We start from the raw sequence: 22642 nt of genomic DNA on the forward strand, positions 1-22642 counted from the left end.
CCTCCCCTACCACACCTCTGGGGTGAGGGAACCGTTGGTCGAATCGCTACCGACCCTTCAACCTGGGTAAGCCTGGGTTAGCCTGCCTTCCAATGAGCGCATTCGTTGGCGATCCGGATCACGCCCTACCCCTGACCGGCGAGCGGACCATCCCCGGCCTGGCCGAGGAGAACTACTGGTTTCGCCGACATGAGGTGGTGTACCAGCGATTGGCCGGCCGGTGCGTCGATCGCGAGGTCCTCGAGGCGGGCTGCGGTGAGGGCTACGGCGCCGATCTGATCGCCGACGTGGCCCGCCGGGTCGTGGCACTGGATTACGACGAGGCGACGGTGGCACACGTGCGGGCCCGCTACCCCCGGGTCGAGATCCAGCACGGCAACCTCGCCGAGCTGCCGCTGGCCGACGAGTCGGTGGACGTCGTCGTGAACTTCCAGGTGATCGAGCACCTCTGGGACCAGGCGCAGTTCGTCTCCGAATGCTTCCGGGTGCTGCGCCCGGGCGGTGTTTTCCTGGTGTCCACCCCCAATCGCATCACCTTCTCCCCCGGCCGCGACACCCCGCTCAACCCGTTCCACACCCGTGAACTCAACGGCGCCGAGCTGACCGAGCTACTGCAGGACGCCGGATTCACGGTCGAGTCGATGCTCGGGGTCTTTCACGGTGCCGGGCTCGCCGAGCTCGACGCCCGGCACGGTGGCTCGATCATCGAGGCGCAGGTACAGCGCGCGGTGGCCGACGCGGAGTGGCCCGAGCAACTGCTCGCTGACGTCGCGGCGGTGAGCATCGACGACTTCGACCTGACCTCCGCCGACGAGCGCGACATTGATGACAGCCTCGATCTGGTGGCGATCGCGGTGCGGCCGTGACCTCGAATCCCGACCCCGAACCGGTACCCGGTTTATTCACGCTCGTCCTACACACCCACCTGCCCTGGCTCGCCCATCACGGGCGCTGGCCGGTCGGCGAGGAGTGGCTCTACCAGTCCTGGGCGGCGGCATACCTTCCGTTGATGCGGGTACTGCGCGGCCTTGCCGCCGAGGATCGCAGCCACCTGATCACCCTCGGTATGACGCCGGTGGTCACCGCCCAGCTCGATGACCCGTACTGCCTCACCGGGATGCACCACTGGCTGTCCAACTGGCAGCTGCGCGCCCAGGAGGCGACGACGCTTCGCGAGCCAGACGGTTTGCGGCAGTTCGGGATTCGCGAGTACGCCGAGGCCGGCGCGGCCATCGAGGAATTCGCCACCCACTGGCGTCACGGCGCCAGCGGGCTGTTGCGCCAACTGATCGACGCCGAGACCATCGAGCTGCTCGGCGGCCCGCTCTCGCACCCGTTCCAGCCTCTGCTCAACCCGCGGCTGCGCGAGTTCGCGCTACGCGAAGGCCTGGCCGATGCGCAGCAGCGGTTCGGGCACACCCCCGTCGGCATCTGGGCGCCGGAGTGTGCGTACGCGCCCGGCATGGAAACCGGTTACGCCGCGGCCGGTGTCGGCCATTTCATGGTCGACGGTCCGTCCCTCCACGGCGACACGGCGCTGGGCCGGCCCGTCGGTGAGTCCGACGTGGTGGCCTTCGGCCGCGACCTGCAGGTCAGTTACCGGGTGTGGTCGCCCAAGTCGGGGTATCCCGGTCACGCCGCCTACCGCGATTTCCACACCTACGACCACACCACGGGCCTCAAACCCTCCCGGGTGACCGGTCGCAACGTCCCGTCCGAGGAGAAGGCGCCCTACGATCCACAGCGCGCCGACCGGGCGATCGACGAGCACGTCGCCGACTTCGTCGGGGTGGTCCGTCGCCGCCTGATCAGCGAGAGCGAACGGCTCGGCCGGCCGACTCACGTGGTGGCCGCGTTCGACACCGAGCTGTTCGGGCACTGGTGGTACGAGGGACCGGAGTGGCTGGGCCGGGTACTTCGGGCGCTGCCCGAGGCCGGGGTGCGGGTGGGCACCCTCGCAGACGCCAAGGCCCAGGGTTTCGTCGGCGCCCCGGTCGAATTGCCGCCTAGCTCTTGGGGTTCGGGCAAGAACTGGCAGGTGTGGAATGGCGAGAAGGTGGCCGATCTGGTGCAGCTCAACAGCGAGGTGGTCGACGGCGCCCTGAGCACCGTCGACAAGGCGCTCACCCAGCACGCCGCAGTCGGTGCACCCACCGCGCGCGACCGGGTGGCCGATCAGATCCTGCGGGAGACCCTGTTGACGGTCTCCAGCGACTGGCCGTTCATGGTGAGCAAGGATTCGGCGGCCGAGTACGCGCGCTACCGCGCTCACCTACACGCCCACGCGACCCGCGAGATCTCGGACGCTCTGGCCTCGGGTCGTCGCGACCATGCCGAGCGCCTCGCCGACGGCTGGAACAAGGCCGACGGCCTGTTCGGCGCCCTCGACGCCCGGCGTCTGCCAAAATGACCACCAGCGCGAGCGTGCGTGTCTGCCGCTCGACACCCCGCCAAACCTCAGCATTGTGCGCACGCTCGCACCGGCACGAAGGCACGCAGTCATGAAGATCCTGATGGTGTCATGGGAATACCCGCCCGTCGTCGTCGGCGGTCTGGGCCGGCATGTGCACCACCTGGCGACCGCACTGGCCGAAGCCGGTCACGAGGTCGTGGTGCTCAGCCGCAGGCCCACCGACACCGACCCGAGCACCCACCCGTCGACCGACGAGCTCAGTGAGGGCGTGCGGGTGGTCGCTGCCGCACAGGACCCGCACGAGTTCGAGTTCGGTACGGACATGATGGCCTGGACCCTGGCCATGGGGCATGCGATGGTGCGCACCGGCCTTGCCGTCAAAGACTATTCGGGTGACCGCTGGGTACCCGATCTCGTACACGCCCACGACTGGCTGGTCGCCCATCCTGCCATCGCTCTGGCCGAATATTTCGACGTACCACTGGTTTCCACCATCCACGCCACCGAGGCCGGCCGGCATTCCGGGTGGGTTTCCGGGCCGATCAGCCGTCAGGTGCACGCCGTGGAATCCTGGCTGGTGCGCGAATCCGATTCGCTGATCACATGTTCGGCGTCGATGAGCGACGAGATCTCCGAGCTGTTCGGTCCCGAGCTGTCCGAGATCCGGGTGATCCGCAACGGGATTGACGCCGACCTCTGGCCGTTTGCGCCCCGCCGGCCCCGTCAGGGTCCGCCCGAGCTGCTCTACCTCGGCCGCCTGGAATACGAGAAGGGTGTGCACGACGCGATTGCCGCCCTCCCCCGCATCCGCCGCGCACATCCGGGCACCACACTGACCATCGCCGGTGACGGCACCCAGCAACAGTGGCTCGTCGAACAGGCCCGAAAGCACAAGGTGCTCAAGGCAACCCGCTTCGTCGGACGGCTCGGCCACGAGGAATTGCTGCAGGCCCTGCAGGCGGCCGACGCCGCCGTGCTGCCCAGCCACTACGAGCCGTTCGGCATAGTGGCGCTGGAGGCCGCGGCCACCGGCACCCCGCTGGTGACCTCCAACGTCGGCGGGCTGGGCGAAGCGGTGATCGACGGTCAAACCGGAATGTCCTTCGCGCCACGGGATGTGGTGGGGTTGGCCGCAGCGGTCCGCGCGGTACTCGACGATCCCGAGGCCGCGCAGCACCGGGCGATCGCCGCGCGTGAGCGCCTCAGCGCCGACTTCGACTGGCACACCGTGGCCGCCGAGACCAGCCAGGTCTATCTGGCCGCCAAACGCGCCGAACGCGAACCGCATCCGCGTCGGCCGATCGTCGAGCACGCGCTGCCCGACCGCTGATTCGACCGGCATCGAATCAATCCGCACCTAGCGTGCGGATATGGCACCACAACGATCTGCCGTCCTCACGCTGATCGCGGCGTATCTCGGGCTGTTCATCGGCCTGGTCGATGCAAACGCGGTCAACCTGGCGCTGCCCGCCATCGGCGGTGACCTGGGCGGCGGGGTGACCGGCGCGCAATGGACCATCGACGCCTACAACGTGACGTTCGCGGCGTTCCTGCTCACCGCGGGTTCCCTCGGTGACCGGTTCAGCCGGCGCAGGATGCTCCGCATCGGACTGATCACCTTCGCCACAGCCTCGGCGGCCTGCGCGCTGGCTCCGTCACTGACCTGGCTCGTGGTGGCGCGGGCGGCACAGGGAGCCGGTGCGGCCATGATGCTGCCGCAGGGCCTGGCCATCGCCGCCGCGGCGTTTCCGGACTCACGCGGCCGGGCCCGCGCCACCGCGGCGTGGGCGATGGCCGCGGCGAGCAGCACCGCGCTGGGTCCACTGCTGGGCGGAGCGCTGGCCGAAACCCTAGGTTGGCGCTGGATCTTCTGGGTCAACGTGCCGGTCTGTGCGCTGGCGTTGGCCGCCAGTGTCACGCATCTGCCCGATTCCCATGATCCGAACGCCGCGCGCATCGATCTGTCGGGCCAGCTCCTGGCCGTGGTGGCGCTCGGGGCGGCAACTCTGGTCCTGGTCGAGGGGCATGACTGGCGCTGGCCGCAGACGGTCGCGGTCGGCGCGATCGCCCTGGCCGCGGTCGGCGGGTTCCTGGCCACCCAGCGGCGCAACCCACACCCGATGCTCCCGCTGGATCTGTTCGCCGGCCGCCGACTGGTGGGCGCCCTGCTGGCGACCTTCACCATGACGTTCGGCATCTACGGGCTGCTGCTGGTGAACAGCTTTGCCTTCCAACAACTCCGCGGCTTCAGTGCGTTGGAGACCGCAGCGTGGTTCCTGCCGATGGCGCTCGTCTACCTGGCGCTGATACCCGCGGTCAACGCACTGGCCCGCCGCACCGGCCCACGTCTTCCGATGGCGGCCGGACTGGTGTTGATGGCGACGGGTTCACTGTTGTACGCCGCAGCGGGGCCGCACGCCGCGATCGGATGGCTGGAACTGTCCTTCGTGCTGGCCGGTGCCGGGCTGGCCCTCAACACCGGCCCGGCGGTGACACTGGCCATGGCCGCGATCCCGGTGCGGCGGGCAGGTCTGGCCGCGGGCGTGGTGAATCTGTCCCGGCTGCTGGGTATCACTGTCGGTGTCGCGGTGTTGGGTAGTGCCATGACCGTCGTCGGCGGCGCCGCGGGTGTGCGCACCGCGCTGTTGCTCGGTGCGCTGTTCCAGTTGGTCGGTGCGGTGCTGGCCCTGCGGCTGACGCGGCACACACCGGCGCCCACGGTCGCCATCGGGAAGGAGTCCTGCCATGCGTGAGGCGCAGGAGTTGGCCGGAGCAACCGAGGTGGACATCGCCGCGGTGGCCGCGCTACTGGCCGACCCGGCCCGCTGCAAGGTGCTGCTCGCGCTCGACGACGGCCGTGCCCTTCCGGCCGGTGTGCTGGCCGAGGAAGCCGGCATCAGCCGTCCCACGGCCAGCAGTCATCTCGCGAAGTTGACCGACGCCGGCCTGCTTACCGTTCGCACCCAGGGGCGGCATCGGTATTACCGGTTGGCCGGTCCCGAGGTCGGCGCGCTCATCGAGCAGCTCGGCCGGCTGGCGCCGGCCCGTCCGGTCACCTCGCTGCGGGAAGGGACCCGCGCGGCCCGGCTACGCTCGGCCCGCACCTGTTACGACCACATCGCCGGCCGGCTCGGTGTGCAACTCATGGGCAGTCTGTTGGAGCGGGGCGTGCTCACCGGAGGGGACGGGTGGTTTCACCCCGGTGGCACCGACCGGTTGAGCAGTCCCGGCCACGACGTGGATTACCAGCTCACCGATGGCGGCCGTGACCTGTTGCGGCAGATGGGCGTCGAAATTCCTACCGGCCCAAGGCCATTGGTGCGTTATTGCGTCGATTGGACTGAACAACGTCACCATGTCGCCGGCGGGCTGGGCTGCGCGCTTCTGGATCATTTCCTGGCCGCGGACTGGCTGCGTCGCACACCGCGTCACCGCGCACTCACCGTGACCGGTCCCGGCCGCGCTGCCCTGAGCAAACAATTCGACATCGACTGGACGGGTTGACGCACGCGTTCGAGAATCGCGGAACCCCTGTCGGTCGCGGTGTCCACCAAGCACAATCGAGCCGTGACCCCCACCCGGAGACACCTACGCAAGGCTTGCGCTGCACTCGTCGGTGCAGCTCTCTCACTCGGTCTGGCGGCGCCGGCAGCCGGCGAACCCAGCGGCGCCACCCCCAGCCTGCCCGCCTTCGCGCCCCATCCCTCGGACTGGGCGCCGAACTACACGGTGTTCCCGTACAACCTGTGGCAGGTCCGCGTCACTCCCGAGCAGATCGACGCCCAGCGCGAGTCCTGCCAGTGGTTCAACGCCCAGTACGGCACTTTGATGACGCAGATCGTGGGTTTCCAGAATTTCCTGGGCGGGCAGCACGATTATTGGACCGCGCCCGGTGTGCAGGCTGCCGGCGACGCCGTGAGGGCCAACGTCGACCAGTCGGCGGCTTTCCTGGATCCCCGCGCCCACACCCTGTACATCACCAATTACCCAGACCAGAGCCAGTATTCACCGCTGTACAACGGTGACTCGATCTATCACCTGTGGTACCAGCTGACCCAGATCAGCGACAAGATCGCCAAGCAGCAGCCGTCCGGCGTCATCAACGCCAACGTCGCCACGGCCAATGTCTACGGGAACGTGATCCGCGACTCCGGGGTGTGCAACGGGGCGTGAGCCGCCTCAGTTGCTGTTGGCGGCCTTCTTACGCTCGATGTCGGCCAGTGCGGCGGCGAGTTCGGCACGCTCGGCGGCCGACGTCTCCCAGTCCAGCTTGCGGTTCTTGACCACCTTGGCCGGGGCACCCACCGCAATCGAGTAATCCGGGATCTCACCCTTGACCACCGCGTGGGCACCCAGCACGCATCCGCGACCCACCGAGGTGTTGCGCAGGATGGTGACCTTGGCGGCGATCCAGGTGTCCGGTCCGATGCGCACCGGGCCCTTGATGATGCCCTGGTCCTTGATCGGCATGTCGATGTTGTCCATCTTGTGGTCGAAGTCGCACACGTAGCACCAGTCGGCCATCAGCGCGGAGTCGCCGAGCTCGATGTCGAGGTAGGTGTTGATCACGTTGTCGCGGCCCAGCACGACTTTGTCGCCGATACGCAGCGAACCTTCGTGGCAGCGGATCGTGTTCTTGTCGCCGATGTGGACCCAGCGACCGATCTCCATCTGCGCGAGTTCGGGGGTGCACTGGATCTCCACACCCTTGCCGAGGAACACCATGCCGCGGGTGATGATGTGCGGGTTGGCCAGCTTGAACTTCAGCAGCCGCCAGTACCGCACCAGGTACCACGGCGTGTAAGCGCGGTTGTCGATGACCCATTTCAGCGACGCTTTCGTCAGGAAATCGGCCTGGCGCGGATCACGTAGCCGGGAGCCCCGCCAGCGTTTGTGAATTGGGGCGCCCCACATCGTCGTCATGGCCGGACAGCCTACTTGAGCACTTCCGACGGCTTCCGGGTCCTGCGCCGCTACGCAGTCGCGTTACCCTCACCTGGGTCACAATTACGAGCGCCCTGCGTGTTCGGCGACGAAAGGACATCGTGTTCCGGCGATACCTTGCACTGGCGGTCGCGGTGCTGCTCACGGGCCTGCTCGCCGGTTGCGAGAACACCGATTCATGGGTGGACGCAAAGGCCGCACAGGGGTGGTCAGCGCAGTACGGAGACGCCGCCAACAGCAGCTACATCCGATCTCGTGGTCCCGAAGCGCTCCGGCTCGAGTGGAGCCGGTCCGTCAAGGGTGAGCTGGCGGCCCAGGTGGCGCTGAGTTCGGATGGCCGCCTGGCCGTGAACGCGCAGACCGCCGGTGGTTGTTCGTTGATGGTGTGGGAGGCCGACAACAACGCCCGCCAGCGCTGGTGTACGCGACTGGTCCTCGGCGGTGGCTGGTCCAGTCCCCTGTTCGACGGGTTCGACAACGTCTACGTCGGCCAGCCCGGCACCATCTTGTCCTTCCCTCCTACCCAGTGGATCCGCTGGCGCCAGCCGGTGATCGGCATGCCGACCACGCCCAGGCTTCTCGATGACGGCCAGCTGCTGGTGGTCACCCATCTGGGTCAGGTGCTGGTGTTCGACGGGCATCGCGGCACGGTCGAGGGCACGCCGCTGGACCTGGTCTCCGGGGTGGACCCGACTGATTCGCAGCGCGGTCTCGGCGATTGCCAACCGGCCCGGTCCCGCTGCCCGGTGGCGGCCGCACCGGCGTTCTCGCATGAGGCCGGCCTCGTGGTGCTCAGTGTGTGGCAGCCCGGCGCCGAGGCGCCCGTACTGATGGGTTTGCGCTACCACCCCGGCGAGAAGACATTGCTGACGCAGGAATGGACGAGCACCGCCGTGGACCGCGGGCCGCTGGCCAGCCCGGTGCTGTCGGCCGACGGCTCGACGGTGTACGTCAACGGCCGTGACCAGAAGCTGTGGGCGCTCAACTCCGCCGACGGCTCCGCCAAATGGTCGGTGCCGCTGAGCTATCTGGCGCAGACCCCGCCTTCGGTGTCACCGGACGGACTGATCGTTGCCGGCGGCGGGCCGGAGGCCAAGCTGACCGCGGTGCGCGACGCCGGCGATCACGGCGAGGTGGCCTGGATCCGTGACGACGTCGTTCCGCTGACCACGTCGAGCCGCGCGGACGGGGTGGGTTACACGGTCGCCCGGGAGGGCGGACACGGCCAGACGCTGTTGGTCTTCGATACCGGCGACGGGCACACCCTCAACAGTTATCCCGTGCCCGAGGCCACGGGCTGGCCGGTCGGCGTGTCGATCGGGCATGACCACCGGATCGTCACCGCCACCAGTGATGGTCAGGTGTACGGGTTCGCGCCGGCCTGATCGGCGCTCAGGCCAGCAGCGCCGCCACCGCTGAGCGCGGGACGTTGGCCTGGCTGGCGCCGGCGGCCTCGGGCAGCAGTTCGCCCTGGCCGAAGAAGAAGATCACCGAGTCATCGGTGATCGCGAAGTTCTGATAGTGCGCGGGGTCCAGGCCGACGGCCGGCGTGATGGCCTGTTCGACGCCGGACTGCTTCTGCAGTTCGCGCTGCACGATCGGGAAGATGACGTCCAGCGGTTTGGATCCCGGCTTGAACAAGGTGTCGAAGGTGATCGGCGCCCGAGTGGCCACGTTGTAGTTGAACGTCTTGTACCAGGTCTGTGGGTGGGCGCCGCCGACATTCTGATAGACCTCGAACACCAGGCTCTGGGTGTGCGGTGGGGTCCCCGAGCTGTACGCGGTGCCCTTGGCGTCCAGGACGTAGGGCTGATCGCGTGAGCCGGGCATGCCCGAGACGTTGACGAAACCGTCACGGGTCTGGATCAGGTATCCGGCGACGGCCTGTTGATCGGGATAGTCGACCGGGAACGTGTAATCCAGTGTGTAGGTGGCGTTGGCGGTGTGCACCTGACAGGTCTGGTCACCGTCGACGGTGCCGCCGAGGTCGGCACAGGCCGACTGCGCAGCCGCCACGGGCATGCCGAGCCAGCCGAGCAGCGCACCGGCCGCCAGCAGCGCTGTCACATGGGAAATTCGCATCGTCAGTCGTCCTCGCAGGCGATCAACTCACACCGGTGGATCCACCGGCGTGTTTCGTTCAGGGTACGTGCCAGTTATCGAGACGGGCGACAAATGAATGCCGTTGCCCGACTGGCCGCTCCGGAGCCGAGGCGGGCGATCACCACCGCCAGGCGCTCGGTGCCACGCAACCGCATCCGCTTCCGGAGCACGTCGGGGTCGATGTCCACCCCGCGGATCAGGATTTCCAGCGCTCCTACCGACCGTGCCGCCAGTGCGGACCGGAGCCGACGTTCCTGGAATTGCAGCTGTTCCAGGACCTCGAAACCTCGTACCCCGGCGGGCAACTCGTCACCGGACAGGTAGGCGATGTCGGGGTCGAGCTGCCACAGGCCGTGCCGGGCCGCGTAGTGGCGCACCAACCCCGCGCGCACGACCGCACCGTCGGGGTCGACGATCCAGCGGCCCGCCTCGGCGACGGGACAGTCGTCCGGTTGGGCGTCGGTGAGTTCCTCACCGGTCTCGAGCATGCTGGCCCGCCTCCGCACCCCGGGCGCGGTCAGCCCGGGTGACCACAGGCAGGCCTCCCGTACGCTGCCGCCCACCGAGGTCACCTCGATCTCCCCGGTGAAGCCCATCTTGGTGAGCTCGTCGAAATCGATTCCCGGAGCGCACTTCACCACCAGGTCCCGGCCGGCGTAAACGTCCAGGACCGCATCGAGCGCCGGGGTGTAGGCCCGCGGGTCGAAACGGCGCCGTCCGCCGGCGCGGCGGGCCGGGTCGATGATCACCACCGTGTCGTGGGTGACGGGCACCAGCGCGTCGGCGCGGCAGAGGTCGACGCCTTCGGCGTTGTGCGCGGCCATCGCCAACCGCACCGGATCGAGGTCGCTTCCGAGCAGCTGCGCTGCGCAATCACGCAGTGCCACAAGCTCACTGCCGATCGAACAGGTGGCGTCATGAACCCGGGCACCGGTCAGCCTTCGGGCCCGGTGGACGGCCACGGGTGCGGCCGTGGCCTGTTGCAGTGCTTCGTCGGTGAACAACCACCGGTCCGGGTCGGTGAACTTGACCTGCGCACGCCTGCGCAGCTGCACGGTTTCCACGAGCACCGCCGCATGGTCACCGAACTGCGCTCGGACAGAGGCGATGTCACTGACCAGGCTGGCTCCGGTGAGGCGGCGCTCGGCCACCTCACCCAGGGCCTGCTCCCCCGCCTCCGAGCGCAGATATGCGACGGCTCCGATATCAAACAGCGGGCGGCCTCAATCTACTGTCGGCTTAACCCCGGTGACCATCACGTTGTAGAACCAGCCCTTGGGCACCACGCGGCGCCAGATGTTGGAGTCGACCCAGCTCAGCGTGGTCCAGCTGTTGAACGCGAACTTGACCCAGCCCCAGCCCAGACGCCCCGGCGGCACCGCGGCCTCGAAGGTGCGGACCGGCCAGCCGAGCATCGCCGCGGTGAATTCCTCGCTGGCGGTACGAACTTCGACAGCGCCGGCGTTCGAGGCCATCCGCTCCAGATCGGCCGGGTCGAACGTGTGCAGGTCGACGACTGCTTCCAACGCCGCGGCGCGGGAGGACTCGTCAAGTTCGGCCTGCGGGCGCCGCCATTCGCTCAGCCACGGCAGCTTGGTCAGGTTGGTGGTGGCGTGCCAGGTCAAGGTCGACAGCTCACGCGCGTACTTGTTGCCGACCGTGGTGGGCTCACCGGCGAACACGAAACGGCCGCCGGGCTTGAGCACCCGGACCACCTCGCGCAGCGAGAGTTCGACATCAGGGATGTGATGCAGCACGGCGTGCCCGACCACCAGGTCGAAGGTGTTGTCCTCGTACGGGATGCCCTCGGCGTCGGCGACGCGCCCGTCGATGTCCAGGCCGAGTGACTGACCGTTGCGGGTCGCGACCTTGACCATGCCCGGGGACAGGTCGGTGACCGAACCGCGGCGCGCCACCCCGGACTGGACCAGGTTGAGCAGGAAGAACCCGGTACCGCAGCCGAGCTCGAGGGCCCGGTCATACGGCAGCTCACGCTGCTCGGCCTCGGGCACGATGGCATCGAAACGGCCGCGGGCATAGTCGATACACCGCTGGTCGTAGGAGATCGACCACTTCTCGTCGTAGGTTTCGGCTTCCCAGTCGTGGTAGAGCACCTGCGCGAGCTTGCTGTCGTGCATCGCGGCTTCGACCTGCTCGGCCGTGGCGTGCGGGTTAGGAGTCGGCATGCCGGCAATATCGGCGTCGGTGCCGGAATCCTTGATGTCAGTCATGCAGGGCAGCCTAACTGCCCGGGTCGAGTCGGCGTCAGGGCCGGTCCACCACTTTGTCGACGGCGGCCTTGGCCGCAGCCAACACGTCCACGGGATGGTCCACGAATCGCCGCGCCCAGGCCAACGCCTCGTCATAGACGTGGTCGGGTGCCACCATCTGGTCGATCAACCCGAGCTCCAGCGCCTCCTCGGCACCGACGAAACGTCCGCTGAAAACCAGCTCTTTGGCCTTGCTGGCGCCGATCGTCTGGGCCAGCCGTGCCCCGCCCCCGGCGCGGGGCGCCAGTCCGGCCAGGATCTCGGTCGCTCCGAACTTGACGTTGTCGCCGCTCACGCGCCAGTCCGCAGCCATCGCCAGGGTCATCCCGCTGCCCAATGCATAACCGGTGATCGCTGCCACGGTGGGTTTGGGGATGGCGGCCACAGCCTCGACGCACTGGCGCAGCGCCGTGTCCGCGGCAGCCGCCTCGGCCGCGTTCAGCGTGCGCAGCTCGGGTACGTCGTCGCCGGCGCAGAAGATCTCGTGACCGCCGAACAGGATCACCACGGAGATGTCGGTGCGCTCACCCAGCTCGTGGGCGGCCGCAACGATCTCGCGGTACATCTGCCGGGTCAGGGCGTTGGTCGGGGGCCGCGACAACATCAGGGTTCCGACGCCGTCCTGCTCCGGCGTCACCCCGGAGATCACGCTGACGAACTCGTTCATTGTGCAGATTCCCCGCCCCGGCCCAACGGCGCCCGGTGGTTCCTGGCCGCGTTGTAACGACCGCTGTCGAAGAACTCGATCTGCCAGCTGCCCTCACCGAGGGACAGGTTCGGTTCGATGGGGGCGATCTTGCGCTCACTGGCCAGCACGTCGGCTACCGATCGGCCGGCCAGTGAATTCAGCTGGGTCCAGGTCGGTGGCAGCAGGAACGAGTTGCCCTGCTCGAAGTCGTCGAGGCCGGCCTGCGGAGTGCTCCAGAAGGCGCGGTCCGTTTCGGTGTTCTCGCCGTCGGCCCGCTGCCCCTCGGGCAGGGCGCCGACGAAGAAGAAGGTGTCGTAGCGGCGGGTGCGCTCCTCTTTCGGGGTGACCCAGTTGTCCCACGGCCGCAGCAGGTCGGCCCGCAGCACGAGCTTCTCGTCGCGAAGGAAGTCGGCGAACGACAGGGAGTGGTTGGCCAGGGCGGCGCGTGCGTCGCCGTAGACGGAGGCATCGGAAATGATGCCCGGGGCCCCCGACCCAACGGAGGGCCCGGCGAACAGGACCCCGGACTCCTCGAAGGTCTCGCGGGCCGCGGCGCACACCAGCGCCTCGGCCAGTCCGGTGTCGACCCCGAGCCGTTGTGCCCACCAGTCCGGTTCGGGACCGAACCAGGCGATGTCGGCGTTGCGGTCGCGTTCGTCGACTCCGCCGCCGGGGAACACCATCACGCCGGCCACGAACTCCATCGCCGCGTGCCTGCGCATCATGAAGACTTCGATCGATTCGGCGGCGTCGCGGACCAGCATCACCGTGGCCGCTGGTCGCGGCACCAGTGGGTCGGTCGTTGTGGTCATTCACGCCTCCTATGAGCCGCCCGGCTCCTGGTTCGCCGGGCGAAGTAACGCCCGTCGATCACGTCAAGGGCGATCGACTGGCCGAACGCCTTGGACAGGTTCTCAGCAGTCAACACCTCGGTCAGTAGACCCGAGGCAACCGCCTTGCCTTCCGAGAGGATCAGCGCGTGGCTGAATCCGACCGGAATCTCCTCGACATGATGGGTGACCAGGACCATGGCCGGCGCATCGGGGTCGGCAGCGAGATCGGTCAACCGCGCCACCAGCTCCTCGCGGCCACCCAGGTCGAGCCCGGCCGCGGGCTCGTCGAGCAGCAGGAGTTCGGGGTCGGTCATCAACGAGCGGGCGATCAGGACCCGTTTGCGTTCGCCTTCGGACAGCGTTCCGTAGGTCCGCTCGGCGAGGTGTTCGGCACCGACGCTTTCCAACATGTCGATCGCCTGGGCGTAGTCGACGTCCTCGTAGTCCTCACGCCAGCGGCCGAGCACGGCGTAGCCGGCCGACACCACCAGGTCGCGCACGACCTCGTCGTCGGGGATCCGCTGGGACAGCGCCGAGCTGCTGAGGCCGACGCGAGCGCGCAGCTCGGACATGTCGGTGCGGCCCAGGCGTTCCCCGAGCACATACGCGGTGCCCGACGAGGGGTATTCGGTGGCGGCGGCGATCCGGAGCAGCGAGGTCTTGCCTGCGCCGTTGGGGCCGATCACCACCCAGCGCTCGTCGAGTTCGACGGTCCACGTGATGGGCCCGACGAGAGTGTTGCCGCCTCGCCGGAGGCTGACCCTCGCGAAGTCGATCAACAGGTCGGGGTCGGTTCCGTTTCCGTCGTCGCCGGTTGTCGAGTCGGTGAGTTCCCCTGCGGCCACTCGCTCATCGTAGTGACCGGTTCCCGTTCTGCCCGGGCGCGTCCGCCGCTGAAATCGTGGAACAACAATGACCGTGGTGTCAGCCGCAGGAACAGCTGCACGAGCGGGCCGATCCCGAAGGCATAGACCAGGGTGCCGATCCCGACGGTGCCGCCCATCAGCCAGCCCAGGGCCAGCACGGTCGCCTCAATCCCGGTGCGCACCAGTCGCACCGACAATCCGGTGCGCGCGACCAGCCCGGTCATCAGGCCGTCCCTGGGTCCGGGGCCGAGGCCGGCACCGATATAGAGCACGGTGCTGATGGCGTTGAGCACGACGGCACCGATCATCATGGCGATGCGCAGCGGTAACGCCGACGGCGCCGGAAGTACCGCGAGGGTGGCGTCGACAGTGACGGCGATGACGATGACGTTGGCGACGGTCCCGATTCCGGGCCGGTTGCGCAGCGGGATCCAGGCCAGGAGGACCACAACGCCGACGACGGCGGAGGCCATCCCGAGCGACAGTGCGGTGTGCCGGGTGATTCCCTGGTGGAAGACGTCCCATGGGTCCAGTCCGAGACCGGCGCGCACCATCATGGCCATCGACACGCCGTAGCCGCACAGGCCGATCAGGAGCAGCGCACCGCGGGTGAATGCCGTCCTCATGCGTGGTCGGGAAATCGGACGCGGATCGCGTCGAGTTCGCTACGCACCCGGCGGGCGTCCACATCGCGGTCGCCGGCGTAGTTGCCGGGATCGTGTAGACGGCGCAGATTCTCTGCCAATCGGGAAATCCAGTTCCGTGCCATGCCGCCATGGTCTCGGCGATGTGGCTTGTCCAGCAATAGCCAGTTAGACCATACTGGCCTCATTATGTCGGCAGATATGGCTACCAGAGCCCTCGATGTGGACCTCTTGGCCCGCGAACTAGGTAACTGGCGTACCTCCAGCCAAAGTGGACCCGCCTACCTCGGCCTGGCCGACGCGATCCGGCTGCTCATCGTGGACGGCCGCGTTCCGGTCGGGTCACGCATTCCCTCCGAGCGGGCACTGGCCGAGTCCCTGCGGGTGTCGCGCACCACGGTCACGGCGGCCTTCGCCCAGCTGCGTGACGACGGTTATCTGCACGCCCGCCGCGGAGCCCGCAGCGTCACCGCGCTGCCCACCGCAGGTCACCTCCAGCCCGAGGCCACCACGCCGACGGTCAGCCTGGCCGCCGCGGCGTTGTCCGCGCCGGGCACTGCCGTGTTGGAAGCCTTCGCCGAAGCCGCCCGCGACATCGCGCCGTATCTGCGCGAGCCGGGTCACGAACTGATGGGCGTCGTCCCCCTGCGTGCGGCCATCGCCGAAAGGTATTGCGCCAGAGGGTTACCCACCGACCCGAGTCAGATCATGGTGACCAGCGGCGCCCAGCACGCCATCGGGCTGATCCTGGCCAGTCACACTCAGCCCGGGGACCGGGTCCTCGTCGAGCAACCCACCTATCACGGTGCGCTGTCGGCGATCTCGACTGCCGGGGCACGGGCGGTTCCGGTCGCGCTCACCGAGCATGGCTGGGAACTCGACGCGGTACAGGCCGCACTGCGTCAGCTCGCGCCGAGCCTGGCCTACCTGGTTCCCGACAGCCACAACCCGACTGGGTTCACCATGCCCGCGGCCGAGCGAAAGCGGTTGGGGCAGATCATTTCCGATACCCGCACCCGCACCATCGTCGACGAATCGATCGCCGACATGTGGATCGACGAGGCGCCGCCTGAGCCGCTGGCGGCCTCGGTGCCCCGGAATGATCTGGTGCTGACCATCGGCTCGATGTCGAAATCGTTCTGGGGTGGCCTGCGGGTCGGCTGGATCCGCGCCGAGCGCGGAACTCTGGCCACCATCGCGGCGATCCGGCCGTCGGTGGACCTCGGTACCCCGATCCTCGAACAACTCGCGGCGGCAAAACTACTCGCGATGCGTGCCGAGGTACTTCCGGAACGGCGCGAGATCATCCGCGCCCGTCGGGAGTTCCTGGTGGCGCTGCTTTCGCGAGAGCTTCCGGACTGGCAGCCGGGGCACGGCCGTGGCGGGATGTCGCTGTGGGTGAAGCTGCCCGCGCCGATGAGCACTGCGTTGTCGGCCGCGGCCATGCGCCTGGGTCTGGATGTGCCCGCAGGCCCGCGGTTCGGTGTGGACGGCACGTTGGAGCGGTTCATCCGGCTGCCCTATGCGCTGCCGGAACCTGAACTCGAAGCGGCCGTGCACCTGCTGGTGCGGGCCTGGCACAGCATCACCGGCACGCTCAGCGCGCAACCTCAGACGTTGGTGGTCTAGTCAGCGATCAGGGCTGCTGCGACATTGCGTAGCAGGTGCTGTAGTGCTCGATGGTGCACGGGATCCCGTTCACCGTCGGCAGCTCACCGGGCCGGTTCGTGATGTTGGTTCCCCCGGCGCTGGGCGCCATCACCGGCGGTGCCACCGCGCCCATCCCGCCGCCGGACGAACCGGCCACGCACACGCCCTCGAACTTGGTCTGCACCGTTCCCGACGGGCATCGCTTGGCCTCGGCCGGGGCGGCAACCGCCAACTGACCCAGAACCGCCGCAACGGCGAACACGCCAACGACAACCGTGTGCTTCAAGTTCGCCATGCCCCACACCCTACTTCAGGGGTGAGCCGACGGGGTGTCAGTCCTCGGGGATCTCGACACGCCGCAGCACGCCGTCCTGGGCGTCGGCAGCCTCGATCTCGCCGCGGGTGACGCCGAGGATGAACAGCACGGTGTCCAGATAAGGGTGGCTCAGCGACGCGTCGGCAACCTCACGCAACGCCGGTTTGGCGTTGAAGGCGACACCGAGGCCGGCAGCCGCCAGCATGTCGATGTCATTGGCCCCGTCGCCGACGGCCACGGTCTGCTCCATGGGGACGCCGACCTGCTGGGCAAAATCGCGCAGCGCCTTGGCTTTCCCGGGCCGGTCGATGACCTGACCGATGACCCGCCCGGTCAGCTTGCCGTCGACGACCTCCAGTTCGTTGGCGGCCACGTAGTCGAGCATGAGTTCGTGGGCGAGCGGTTCGATGACCTGACGAAAGCCGCCCGACACCACGCCGCAGTGGAAACCGAGTCGCCGCAGGGTCCGGATGGTGGTCCGGGCGCCGGGCGTCAACTCGACCTGTTCGGCGACATCGTCGAGGACCGACGCGGGCAGGCCCGCCAGGGTCGCCACCCGGCGGTGCAGTGATTCGGCGAAATCCAGTTCGCCCCGCATCGCGGCTTCGGTGACGGCGGCTACCTGGGCTTCCATCCCGGCCCGGGCGGCCAGCATCTCGATGACCTCACCCTGGATCAGGGTGGAGTCGACGTCGAAGACGATGAGCCGCTTGGCCCGACGGGCCAGGCTGTAATCCTCCAGCGCGATGTCGACGCCTTCGTCGACGGCCACCTGGGCCAGTGCCGTCTGCAGTTGGCTGTAGGCCGCCCCGGCCGGCACCGACACCCGAAGCTCCAGCCCGGTCACCGGGTAGTCGGACACCCCACGGATCGTGTCGATGTTGACGCCCAGACCCGCCACGGCGCGGGCCACCACGCTGAACGCTTCGGCCGTGATCGGACGCCCCAGCACCACGATCGTGTGCGTGGACGGCTCGCGCATGACCGGCATGTCGTCGCTGCGCTCGATCGTCACGTCCAGGCCGAGGCCGTGGATGGCCGTCTCGACGTCACGGCGCAGAGACTCCCCCGCAACCGTCTCGATCGGTGCCGCGACCAGCACACCCAAGGTGAGCCGGCCGCGGACCACGACCTGTTCGACGTTGCGCAGTTCCACCTGATGGCGGGCGAGCACCTCGAACAGTGCCGAGGTGACACCGGGCTGATCGACTCCGGTGACGGTGATCAATACCGACGAGCGCTCTCGTGGAGCACCGTTCATCGATTCACCTTCGACGTGCTCACCCCCGGATGCTGCCACCCGTCAGCTGGAGCTGTCCGCAGACTCGAGCTCTGGGTGATGCGCACGGCCAACGTGGGCCTCGGCGCGCATCCGCTCGACCATGTGCGGGTAGTGCAGCTCGAACGCCGGGCGCTCCGAACGGATCCGGGGCAGCTCGGTGAAGTTGTGCCGCGGCGGCGGGCAAGAGGTCGCCCACTCCAGCGAGTTGCCGTAACCCCAGGGGTCATCGACCGTCACCGGCTCGCCGTAGCGCCAGCTCTTGAACACGTTCCACACGAACGGCAGCGTCGAGATGCCCAGAATGAAGGCACCGATCGTGGAGATCACGTTGAGCGTGGTGAAACCGTCGGACGGCAGGTAGTCGGCGTAGCGACGCGGCATCCCCTCGTCACCGACCCAGTGCTGCACCAGGAAGGTGGTGTGGAAGCCGATGAAGGTCAGCCAGAAGTGCAGCTTGCCCAGGCGCTCGTCGAGCAGCCGACCGGTCATCTTCGGGAACCAGAAGTAGATGCCCGCGTAGGTGGCGAACACGATGGTGCCGAAGAGCACGTAGTGGAAGTGCGCGATGACGAAGTAGCTGTCGGTGACGTGGAAGTCGATCGGCGGGCTGGCCAGCAGCACGCCGGACAGGCCACCGAGCAGGAAGGTGATCAGGAAGCCGACCGAGAACAGCATCGGCGTCTCGAACGTCAGCTGGCCCTTCCACATCGTGCCGATCCAGTTGAAGAACTTGATGCCGGTCGGGACGGCGATCAGGAACGTCATGAAGGAGAAGAACGGCAGCAGGACGGCGCCGGTGGCGTACATGTGGTGTGCCCACACGGCCACGGACAGGGCCGCGATGCTGATGGTGGCGTAGATCAGCGTGGTGTAACCGAAGATCGGCTTGCGGCTGAACACTGGGAAGATCTCGGACACGATGCCGAAGAACGGCAGCGCGATGATGTACACCTCGGGGTGGCCGAAGAACCAGAACAGGTGCTGCCACAACAGGACGCCGCCGTTGGACGGGTCGTAGATGTGAGCGCCCAGGTGGCGGTCCGCAGCCAGGCCGAACAGTGCGGCGGTCAGGATCGGGAAGGCGATCAGGACCAGGATCGAGGTCACCAGGATGTTCCAGGTGAACACCGGCATGCGGAACATCGTCATACCGGGTGCACGCATGCAGACCACGGTCGTGACCATGTTGACGCCACCGAGGATGGTGCCCAGACCACCGACGGCCAGACCCAGGATCCAGAGGTCACCACCGGCGCCCGGCGAGTGGATGGCATCGGTCAGCGGCGAGTAGGCCGTCCAACCGAAGTCCGCGGCACCGCCGGGAGTGATGAAGCCGCCCATGGCGATCAGCGCACCGAACAGGAACAGCCAGAACGACAGGGCGTTCAGCCGCGGGAACGCCACGTCGGGCGCACCGATCTGCAGCGGGAGCACCAGGTTGGCGAACCCGAACACGATCGGGGTGGCGTAGAACAGCAGCATCACCGTGCCGTGCATGGTGAACAGCTGGTTGAACTGCTCATTGCTCAGGAACTGCAACCCGGGCATCGCCAGCTCCGTACGCATGAACAGAGCCATCAGACCGCCGATGAAGAAGAAGGCGAAGCAGACGACGCAGTACATGATGCCGATCAGCTTGTGATCGGTCGTCGTGATGAGCTTGTAGATCAGGTTGCCCTTGGGGCCCATCCGTTCCGGAAAAGGACGACGTGCCTCGAGTTCTCCGATTGGGGGCGCTTCGGCTACCAAGAGATCCTCCAAAGATTCGTCGGGAAATCCCGCATATCGACCTGAATCCTAACGCTCCCGAAGGCTTGAGCGCCCGTGGGTCCTACAAACTGTCGTACTGAGTCGCCCCGCGGAGTCGCGACTTTCGATGGCGAGGCCCTGACCAGCGGCAAGGCTGTGAATGTTACGGTCGGCCGGTGCTGATGAACCGACCCCGCGCCGCAGTCGCGGTGATCGCTGCGGCCGCGACACTCGCCAGTGGATGCGGTTCGGCGGAGCAGACGTCGCAGTCGCAGACGTCGATCTCTACCAGCGTCACCAAGATCGCAGATTCCGGCGTGCTGGGTAATCAGCGCAAGCCCGACGAGTCCTGCGCAGCGGAGCCCGCCGCCGCCGATCAATCGGCGCGGGAGGTCCGCAACGCACGCGCCGAGGGCGGTGACATCCCGGAGTCCACCGAGGTACGCGGCGACCCCCAGCGCATCGTGGCACTGTCCGGCGACCAACTGGACGCGTTGTGCGCGTTGGGCCTGCAGTCCCGGATCGTCGCCGCCGCACTCCCGGAGGGTTCGTCCGAGCAACCGTCTTACCTGGGTGGCGTCGTGCACGGGGTGGCGCCGGCCGGTTCGCGGAACGCGCCGGACCTGGATGCCGTCAAGGCGGCCAACCCTGATCTGATCCTGGGCTCGGCGGCGCTCACTCCGGCGTCTTTCGGCGCCCTGTCGGCGATCGCCCCGACGGTGTTCACGGGTGCACCGGGCGCTGCCTGGCGGGACACGTTGCGCGCGGTGGGCGCGGCGACGGGTCGCGCCGACGCCGCCGCCGACCTGATCGGGAAGTTCGACGACGCTGCCCGCGACACCGGTGCGAAGAACGACGCCCCACACTTCCAGGCTTCGGTGGTGCAGCTGACCGAGAACAGCGTCCGGGTGTACGGGGCCGACACCTTCCCCGGCAGCGTGCTCGCCGCAGTGGGGTTGGATCGCCCTGCCGCGCAACGGTTCACCGACAAGCCTTACGTCGAGCTGGGGACGACGGACGCCGACTACCGCATCGCCGACGCGGACATCGTCTACGTCTCGTTCACGTCCGCGGCCGCTCGGGACAACGCGCCCAAGATCCTGCAGGGCTCGGCGTGGCGGGATTTGTCGGCAGCCAAGGACAACCGGGTGTTCGTGGTGAACAACGAGGTCTGGCAGACCGGGCAGAACATCGTGGCCGCCCGCGGCATCCTCGACGATCTGCGCTGGGTCAACGCCCCGATCAACTAATCTCACGGACGTGTTTCACGTCCTCACCACCACGTACACCCAACCAGCCGACGTCGTCGACCAGACCCGTCCCGCCCACCTGGCGTGGCTCGAGGCGGAAGTCGCCGCGGGCCGCATCGTGCTGGCGGGGCGTCTGGAATCGGCGACCGGTGCGGTGCTGATTACCGGAGACCTCAGCGAAGAAGAGGTCGAGGACGTGATCGCGCGCGATCCCTACACCCTGGCCGGACTCATCCGCTGCGAGCGGGTCTCCTTCAACGGGTCGTTCCGCGCACCTGGGCTGTGATGCCCGTCCCGGTAATCATCCGGGAGATATGTCACAGGCGGTAGCGGGATTACCGCCGCCGCCTGCGTCGTTGCACGCTCCGGACTGCCGTCACAGGCAGTGATCAGTTAACCGGACTAATCTTTTCCGGGATACGTACAGACGACGAGCAAAGAGGGCTTTGATGAGCACTGTTTACGCCTACGCCGCCAACTCGGCGACGGAACCGCTGGCCAAGACCACGATCACCCGCCGCGAGGTAGGGCCGCATGATGTGGCCTTCGACATCCACTTCGCCGGCATCTGTCACTCCGACATCCACACGGTGAAGGCCGAATGGGGCACCCCGAACTACCCGGTGGTCGCCGGGCACGAGATCGCCGGTGTCGTCACCGAGGTCGGCTCCGAGGTCACCAAGTACAAGGTCGGCGACCATGTCGGTGTCGGCTGCTTCGTCGACTCCTGCCGCGAGTGCGACAACTGCAAGGCCGGTCTTGAGCAGTACTGCACCGGCAGCGGCATGATCGGCACCTACAACGCGACCGGGCGCGACGGCACCCCCACCTACGGCGGGTACAGCGGCGCGATCGTCGTCGACGAGAACTACGTCCTGCGCATCCCCGACAGCATCCCGCTGGACAAGGCCGCTCCCCTGCTGTGCGCGGGCGTCACCCTGTTCTCGCCCCTGCGCCACTGGAACGCCGGGCCGGGTAAGAAGATCGCCGTGATCGGCCTCGGCGGCCTGGGCCACATGGGCGTCAAGCTCGCGCACGCGATGGGCGCGCACGTCACCGTGCTGTCGCAGTCGCTGAAGAAGATGGAAGACGGCCTCCGACTGGGCGCCGACGAGTACTACGCGACCAGCGACCCGGACACCTTCCGCAAGCTGACCGGTCAGTTCGATCTGATCCTCAACACCGTGTCGGCGAACCTGGACCTCGGCGCCTACCTGGGCCTGCTCAAGACCGACGGGACCCTGGTCGAACTCGGCGCGCCGGAAAAGCCGCTGGTGGTGCCGTTCTTCCCGCTGGGCGCCTACCGCCGCAGCCTGTCCGGTTCGATGATCGGCGGGATCCCGGAGACCCAGGAAATGCTCGACTTCTGTGCCGAGCACGACGTCACCCCGGAGATCGAGGTCATCCAGCCCGATTACATCAACGAGGCCTACGAGCGCGTGCTCGCCAGTGACGTGCGGTACCGCTTCGTGATCGACACCGCCTCGCTGCGCGGCTGAGTCGCGGCATTTCGTCAACGCCGCGGATTGCGGTCACCTGGTGGCTGTTGCAGAATCGCCTGCCCGGGTGCGTGACTAGGCGGTCTGTTCTCGAGACACTCGGGTATGGCTCGTGGATATCGCCCGGTGGCCCGG

Annotated in this window: 23 protein-coding genes; 11 read left to right on the top strand and 12 right to left on the bottom strand. The window is 67.7% G+C overall.

The window, feature by feature from the left end; genetic code table 11:
- Positions 1 to 92: 92 nt before the first annotated feature.
- The 6 genes from AB0876_RS15400 (at position 93) to AB0876_RS15425 (ending at position 6586) form a co-directional block, all read left to right on the top strand.
- On the top strand, positions 93 to 866 hold the full coding sequence (locus AB0876_RS15400) for a class I SAM-dependent methyltransferase (RefSeq protein WP_491838573.1): 774 nt from the start codon (positions 93 to 95) through the stop codon (positions 864 to 866).
- Positions 863 to 2410, top strand: a complete 1548-nt coding sequence (locus tag AB0876_RS15405; protein WP_526042322.1) for a 1,4-alpha-glucan branching protein domain-containing protein — start codon at positions 863 to 865, stop codon at positions 2408 to 2410. Before AB0876_RS15400 ends, AB0876_RS15405 begins: the two co-directional genes overlap by 4 nt.
- 91 nt (positions 2411 to 2501) lie before the next feature.
- Positions 2502 to 3743, top strand: a complete 1242-nt coding sequence (locus AB0876_RS15410) for a glycosyltransferase family 4 protein (protein ID WP_064881965.1) — start codon at positions 2502 to 2504, stop codon at positions 3741 to 3743.
- Between the two features lie 40 nt (positions 3744 to 3783).
- Positions 3784 to 5166 (top strand): MFS transporter, encoded by a 1383-nt coding sequence (locus AB0876_RS15415; protein WP_526042323.1) that lies wholly within the window; start codon positions 3784 to 3786, stop codon positions 5164 to 5166.
- Entirely contained in the window at positions 5159 to 5917 is a 759-nt protein-coding gene (locus tag AB0876_RS15420; RefSeq protein WP_498883028.1) for an ArsR/SmtB family transcription factor, read from the top strand. The genes AB0876_RS15415 and AB0876_RS15420 overlap by 8 nt, the downstream gene beginning before the upstream one ends.
- 63 nt (positions 5918 to 5980) lie before the next feature.
- Complete coding sequence (locus AB0876_RS15425) at positions 5981 to 6586, top strand: hypothetical protein (RefSeq protein WP_064881995.1); 606 nt, start codon at positions 5981 to 5983, stop codon at positions 6584 to 6586.
- A gap of 6 nt (positions 6587 to 6592) precedes the next feature.
- Here AB0876_RS15425 and AB0876_RS15430 read toward each other — a convergent pair whose 3' ends face one another.
- Positions 6593 to 7336, bottom strand: a complete 744-nt coding sequence (locus AB0876_RS15430; RefSeq protein ID WP_029111445.1) for an acyltransferase — start codon at positions 7334 to 7336, stop codon at positions 6593 to 6595.
- A gap of 122 nt (positions 7337 to 7458) precedes the next feature.
- Between AB0876_RS15430 and AB0876_RS15435 the strand changes: the two genes are divergently transcribed.
- On the top strand, positions 7459 to 8742 hold the full coding sequence (locus tag AB0876_RS15435) for a BamB-related PQQ repeat family beta-propellar protein (protein WP_498883029.1): 1284 nt from the start codon (positions 7459 to 7461) through the stop codon (positions 8740 to 8742).
- Between the two features lie 7 nt (positions 8743 to 8749).
- Here AB0876_RS15435 and AB0876_RS15440 read toward each other — a convergent pair whose 3' ends face one another.
- The 8 genes from AB0876_RS15440 to AB0876_RS15475 all read right to left on the bottom strand — a co-directional run bounded on the left by AB0876_RS15440 (position 8750) and on the right by AB0876_RS15475 (position 14886).
- Positions 8750 to 9439: an esterase gene (locus AB0876_RS15440; RefSeq protein ID WP_498883030.1), complete on the bottom strand. Its 690-nt coding sequence runs from the start codon at positions 9437 to 9439 to the stop codon at positions 8750 to 8752.
- Between the two features lie 74 nt (positions 9440 to 9513).
- The gene (locus tag AB0876_RS15445) at positions 9514 to 10674 is read right to left on the bottom strand and encodes a THUMP-like domain-containing protein (protein WP_498883066.1); all 1161 of its coding nucleotides are present in this window, start codon (positions 10672 to 10674) and stop codon (positions 9514 to 9516) included.
- 9 nt (positions 10675 to 10683) lie between these two features.
- Positions 10684 to 11646, bottom strand: coding sequence for a methyltransferase domain-containing protein (locus AB0876_RS15450; RefSeq protein ID WP_526042357.1), 963 nt, complete (start codon positions 11644 to 11646; stop codon positions 10684 to 10686).
- Between the two features lie 79 nt (positions 11647 to 11725).
- Entirely contained in the window at positions 11726 to 12397 is a 672-nt protein-coding gene (locus AB0876_RS15455) for an enoyl-CoA hydratase (protein ID WP_526042324.1), read from the bottom strand.
- On the bottom strand, positions 12394 to 13230 hold the full coding sequence (locus tag AB0876_RS15460) for an NUDIX hydrolase (protein ID WP_491838563.1): 837 nt from the start codon (positions 13228 to 13230) through the stop codon (positions 12394 to 12396). The genes AB0876_RS15455 and AB0876_RS15460 overlap by 4 nt, the downstream gene beginning before the upstream one ends.
- Positions 13227 to 14096 (bottom strand): ABC transporter ATP-binding protein, encoded by an 870-nt coding sequence (locus tag AB0876_RS15465; RefSeq protein WP_491838562.1) that lies wholly within the window; start codon positions 14094 to 14096, stop codon positions 13227 to 13229. Before AB0876_RS15465 ends, AB0876_RS15460 begins: the two co-directional genes overlap by 4 nt.
- Positions 14027 to 14743 (bottom strand): membrane protein YczE, encoded by a 717-nt coding sequence (yczE, locus tag AB0876_RS15470; RefSeq protein WP_526042325.1) that lies wholly within the window; start codon positions 14741 to 14743, stop codon positions 14027 to 14029. The genes AB0876_RS15465 and yczE overlap by 70 nt, the downstream gene beginning before the upstream one ends.
- On the bottom strand, positions 14740 to 14886 hold the full coding sequence (locus tag AB0876_RS15475; RefSeq protein WP_085980426.1) for a hypothetical protein: 147 nt from the start codon (positions 14884 to 14886) through the stop codon (positions 14740 to 14742). The genes yczE and AB0876_RS15475 overlap by 4 nt, the downstream gene beginning before the upstream one ends.
- 64 nt (positions 14887 to 14950) lie before the next feature.
- Between AB0876_RS15475 and yczR the strand changes: the two genes are divergently transcribed.
- Positions 14951 to 16390 (top strand): MocR-like transcription factor YczR, encoded by a 1440-nt coding sequence (gene yczR, locus AB0876_RS15480; protein WP_526042326.1) that lies wholly within the window; start codon positions 14951 to 14953, stop codon positions 16388 to 16390.
- A gap of 7 nt (positions 16391 to 16397) precedes the next feature.
- Here the strand turns inward: yczR and AB0876_RS15485 are convergent, their stop codons facing one another.
- The 3 genes from AB0876_RS15485 to ctaD are packed head-to-tail and all read right to left on the bottom strand — an operon-like array spanning position 16398 to position 19758.
- Complete coding sequence (locus AB0876_RS15485) at positions 16398 to 16706, bottom strand: hypothetical protein (RefSeq protein WP_055112661.1); 309 nt, start codon at positions 16704 to 16706, stop codon at positions 16398 to 16400.
- A gap of 37 nt (positions 16707 to 16743) precedes the next feature.
- Complete coding sequence (gene serB, locus AB0876_RS15490; RefSeq protein WP_491838559.1) at positions 16744 to 17988, bottom strand: phosphoserine phosphatase SerB; 1245 nt, start codon at positions 17986 to 17988, stop codon at positions 16744 to 16746.
- 42 nt (positions 17989 to 18030) lie between these two features.
- The gene (ctaD, locus tag AB0876_RS15495) at positions 18031 to 19758 is read right to left on the bottom strand and encodes an aa3-type cytochrome oxidase subunit I (protein WP_491838558.1); all 1728 of its coding nucleotides are present in this window, start codon (positions 19756 to 19758) and stop codon (positions 18031 to 18033) included.
- Between the two features lie 176 nt (positions 19759 to 19934).
- Here ctaD and AB0876_RS15500 point away from each other — a divergent pair, with 176 nt between their 5' ends.
- The 3 genes from AB0876_RS15500 (at position 19935) to AB0876_RS15510 (ending at position 22507) form a co-directional block, all read left to right on the top strand.
- Positions 19935 to 21008 (top strand): iron-siderophore ABC transporter substrate-binding protein, encoded by a 1074-nt coding sequence (locus tag AB0876_RS15500; RefSeq protein WP_491838557.1) that lies wholly within the window; start codon positions 19935 to 19937, stop codon positions 21006 to 21008.
- A gap of 10 nt (positions 21009 to 21018) precedes the next feature.
- Positions 21019 to 21294: a YciI family protein gene (locus AB0876_RS15505; RefSeq protein WP_526042327.1), complete on the top strand. Its 276-nt coding sequence runs from the start codon at positions 21019 to 21021 to the stop codon at positions 21292 to 21294.
- A 163-nt stretch (positions 21295 to 21457) separates the two neighbouring features.
- Positions 21458 to 22507, top strand: coding sequence for an NAD(P)-dependent alcohol dehydrogenase (locus tag AB0876_RS15510; protein WP_491838555.1), 1050 nt, complete (start codon positions 21458 to 21460; stop codon positions 22505 to 22507).
- Positions 22508 to 22642: the final 135 nt, after the last annotated feature.

Source organism: Mycobacterium sp. NPDC049093, assembly GCF_040704635.1.
In the GTDB taxonomy this organism is placed as follows: Bacteria; Actinomycetota; Actinomycetes; order Mycobacteriales; family Mycobacteriaceae; genus Mycobacterium.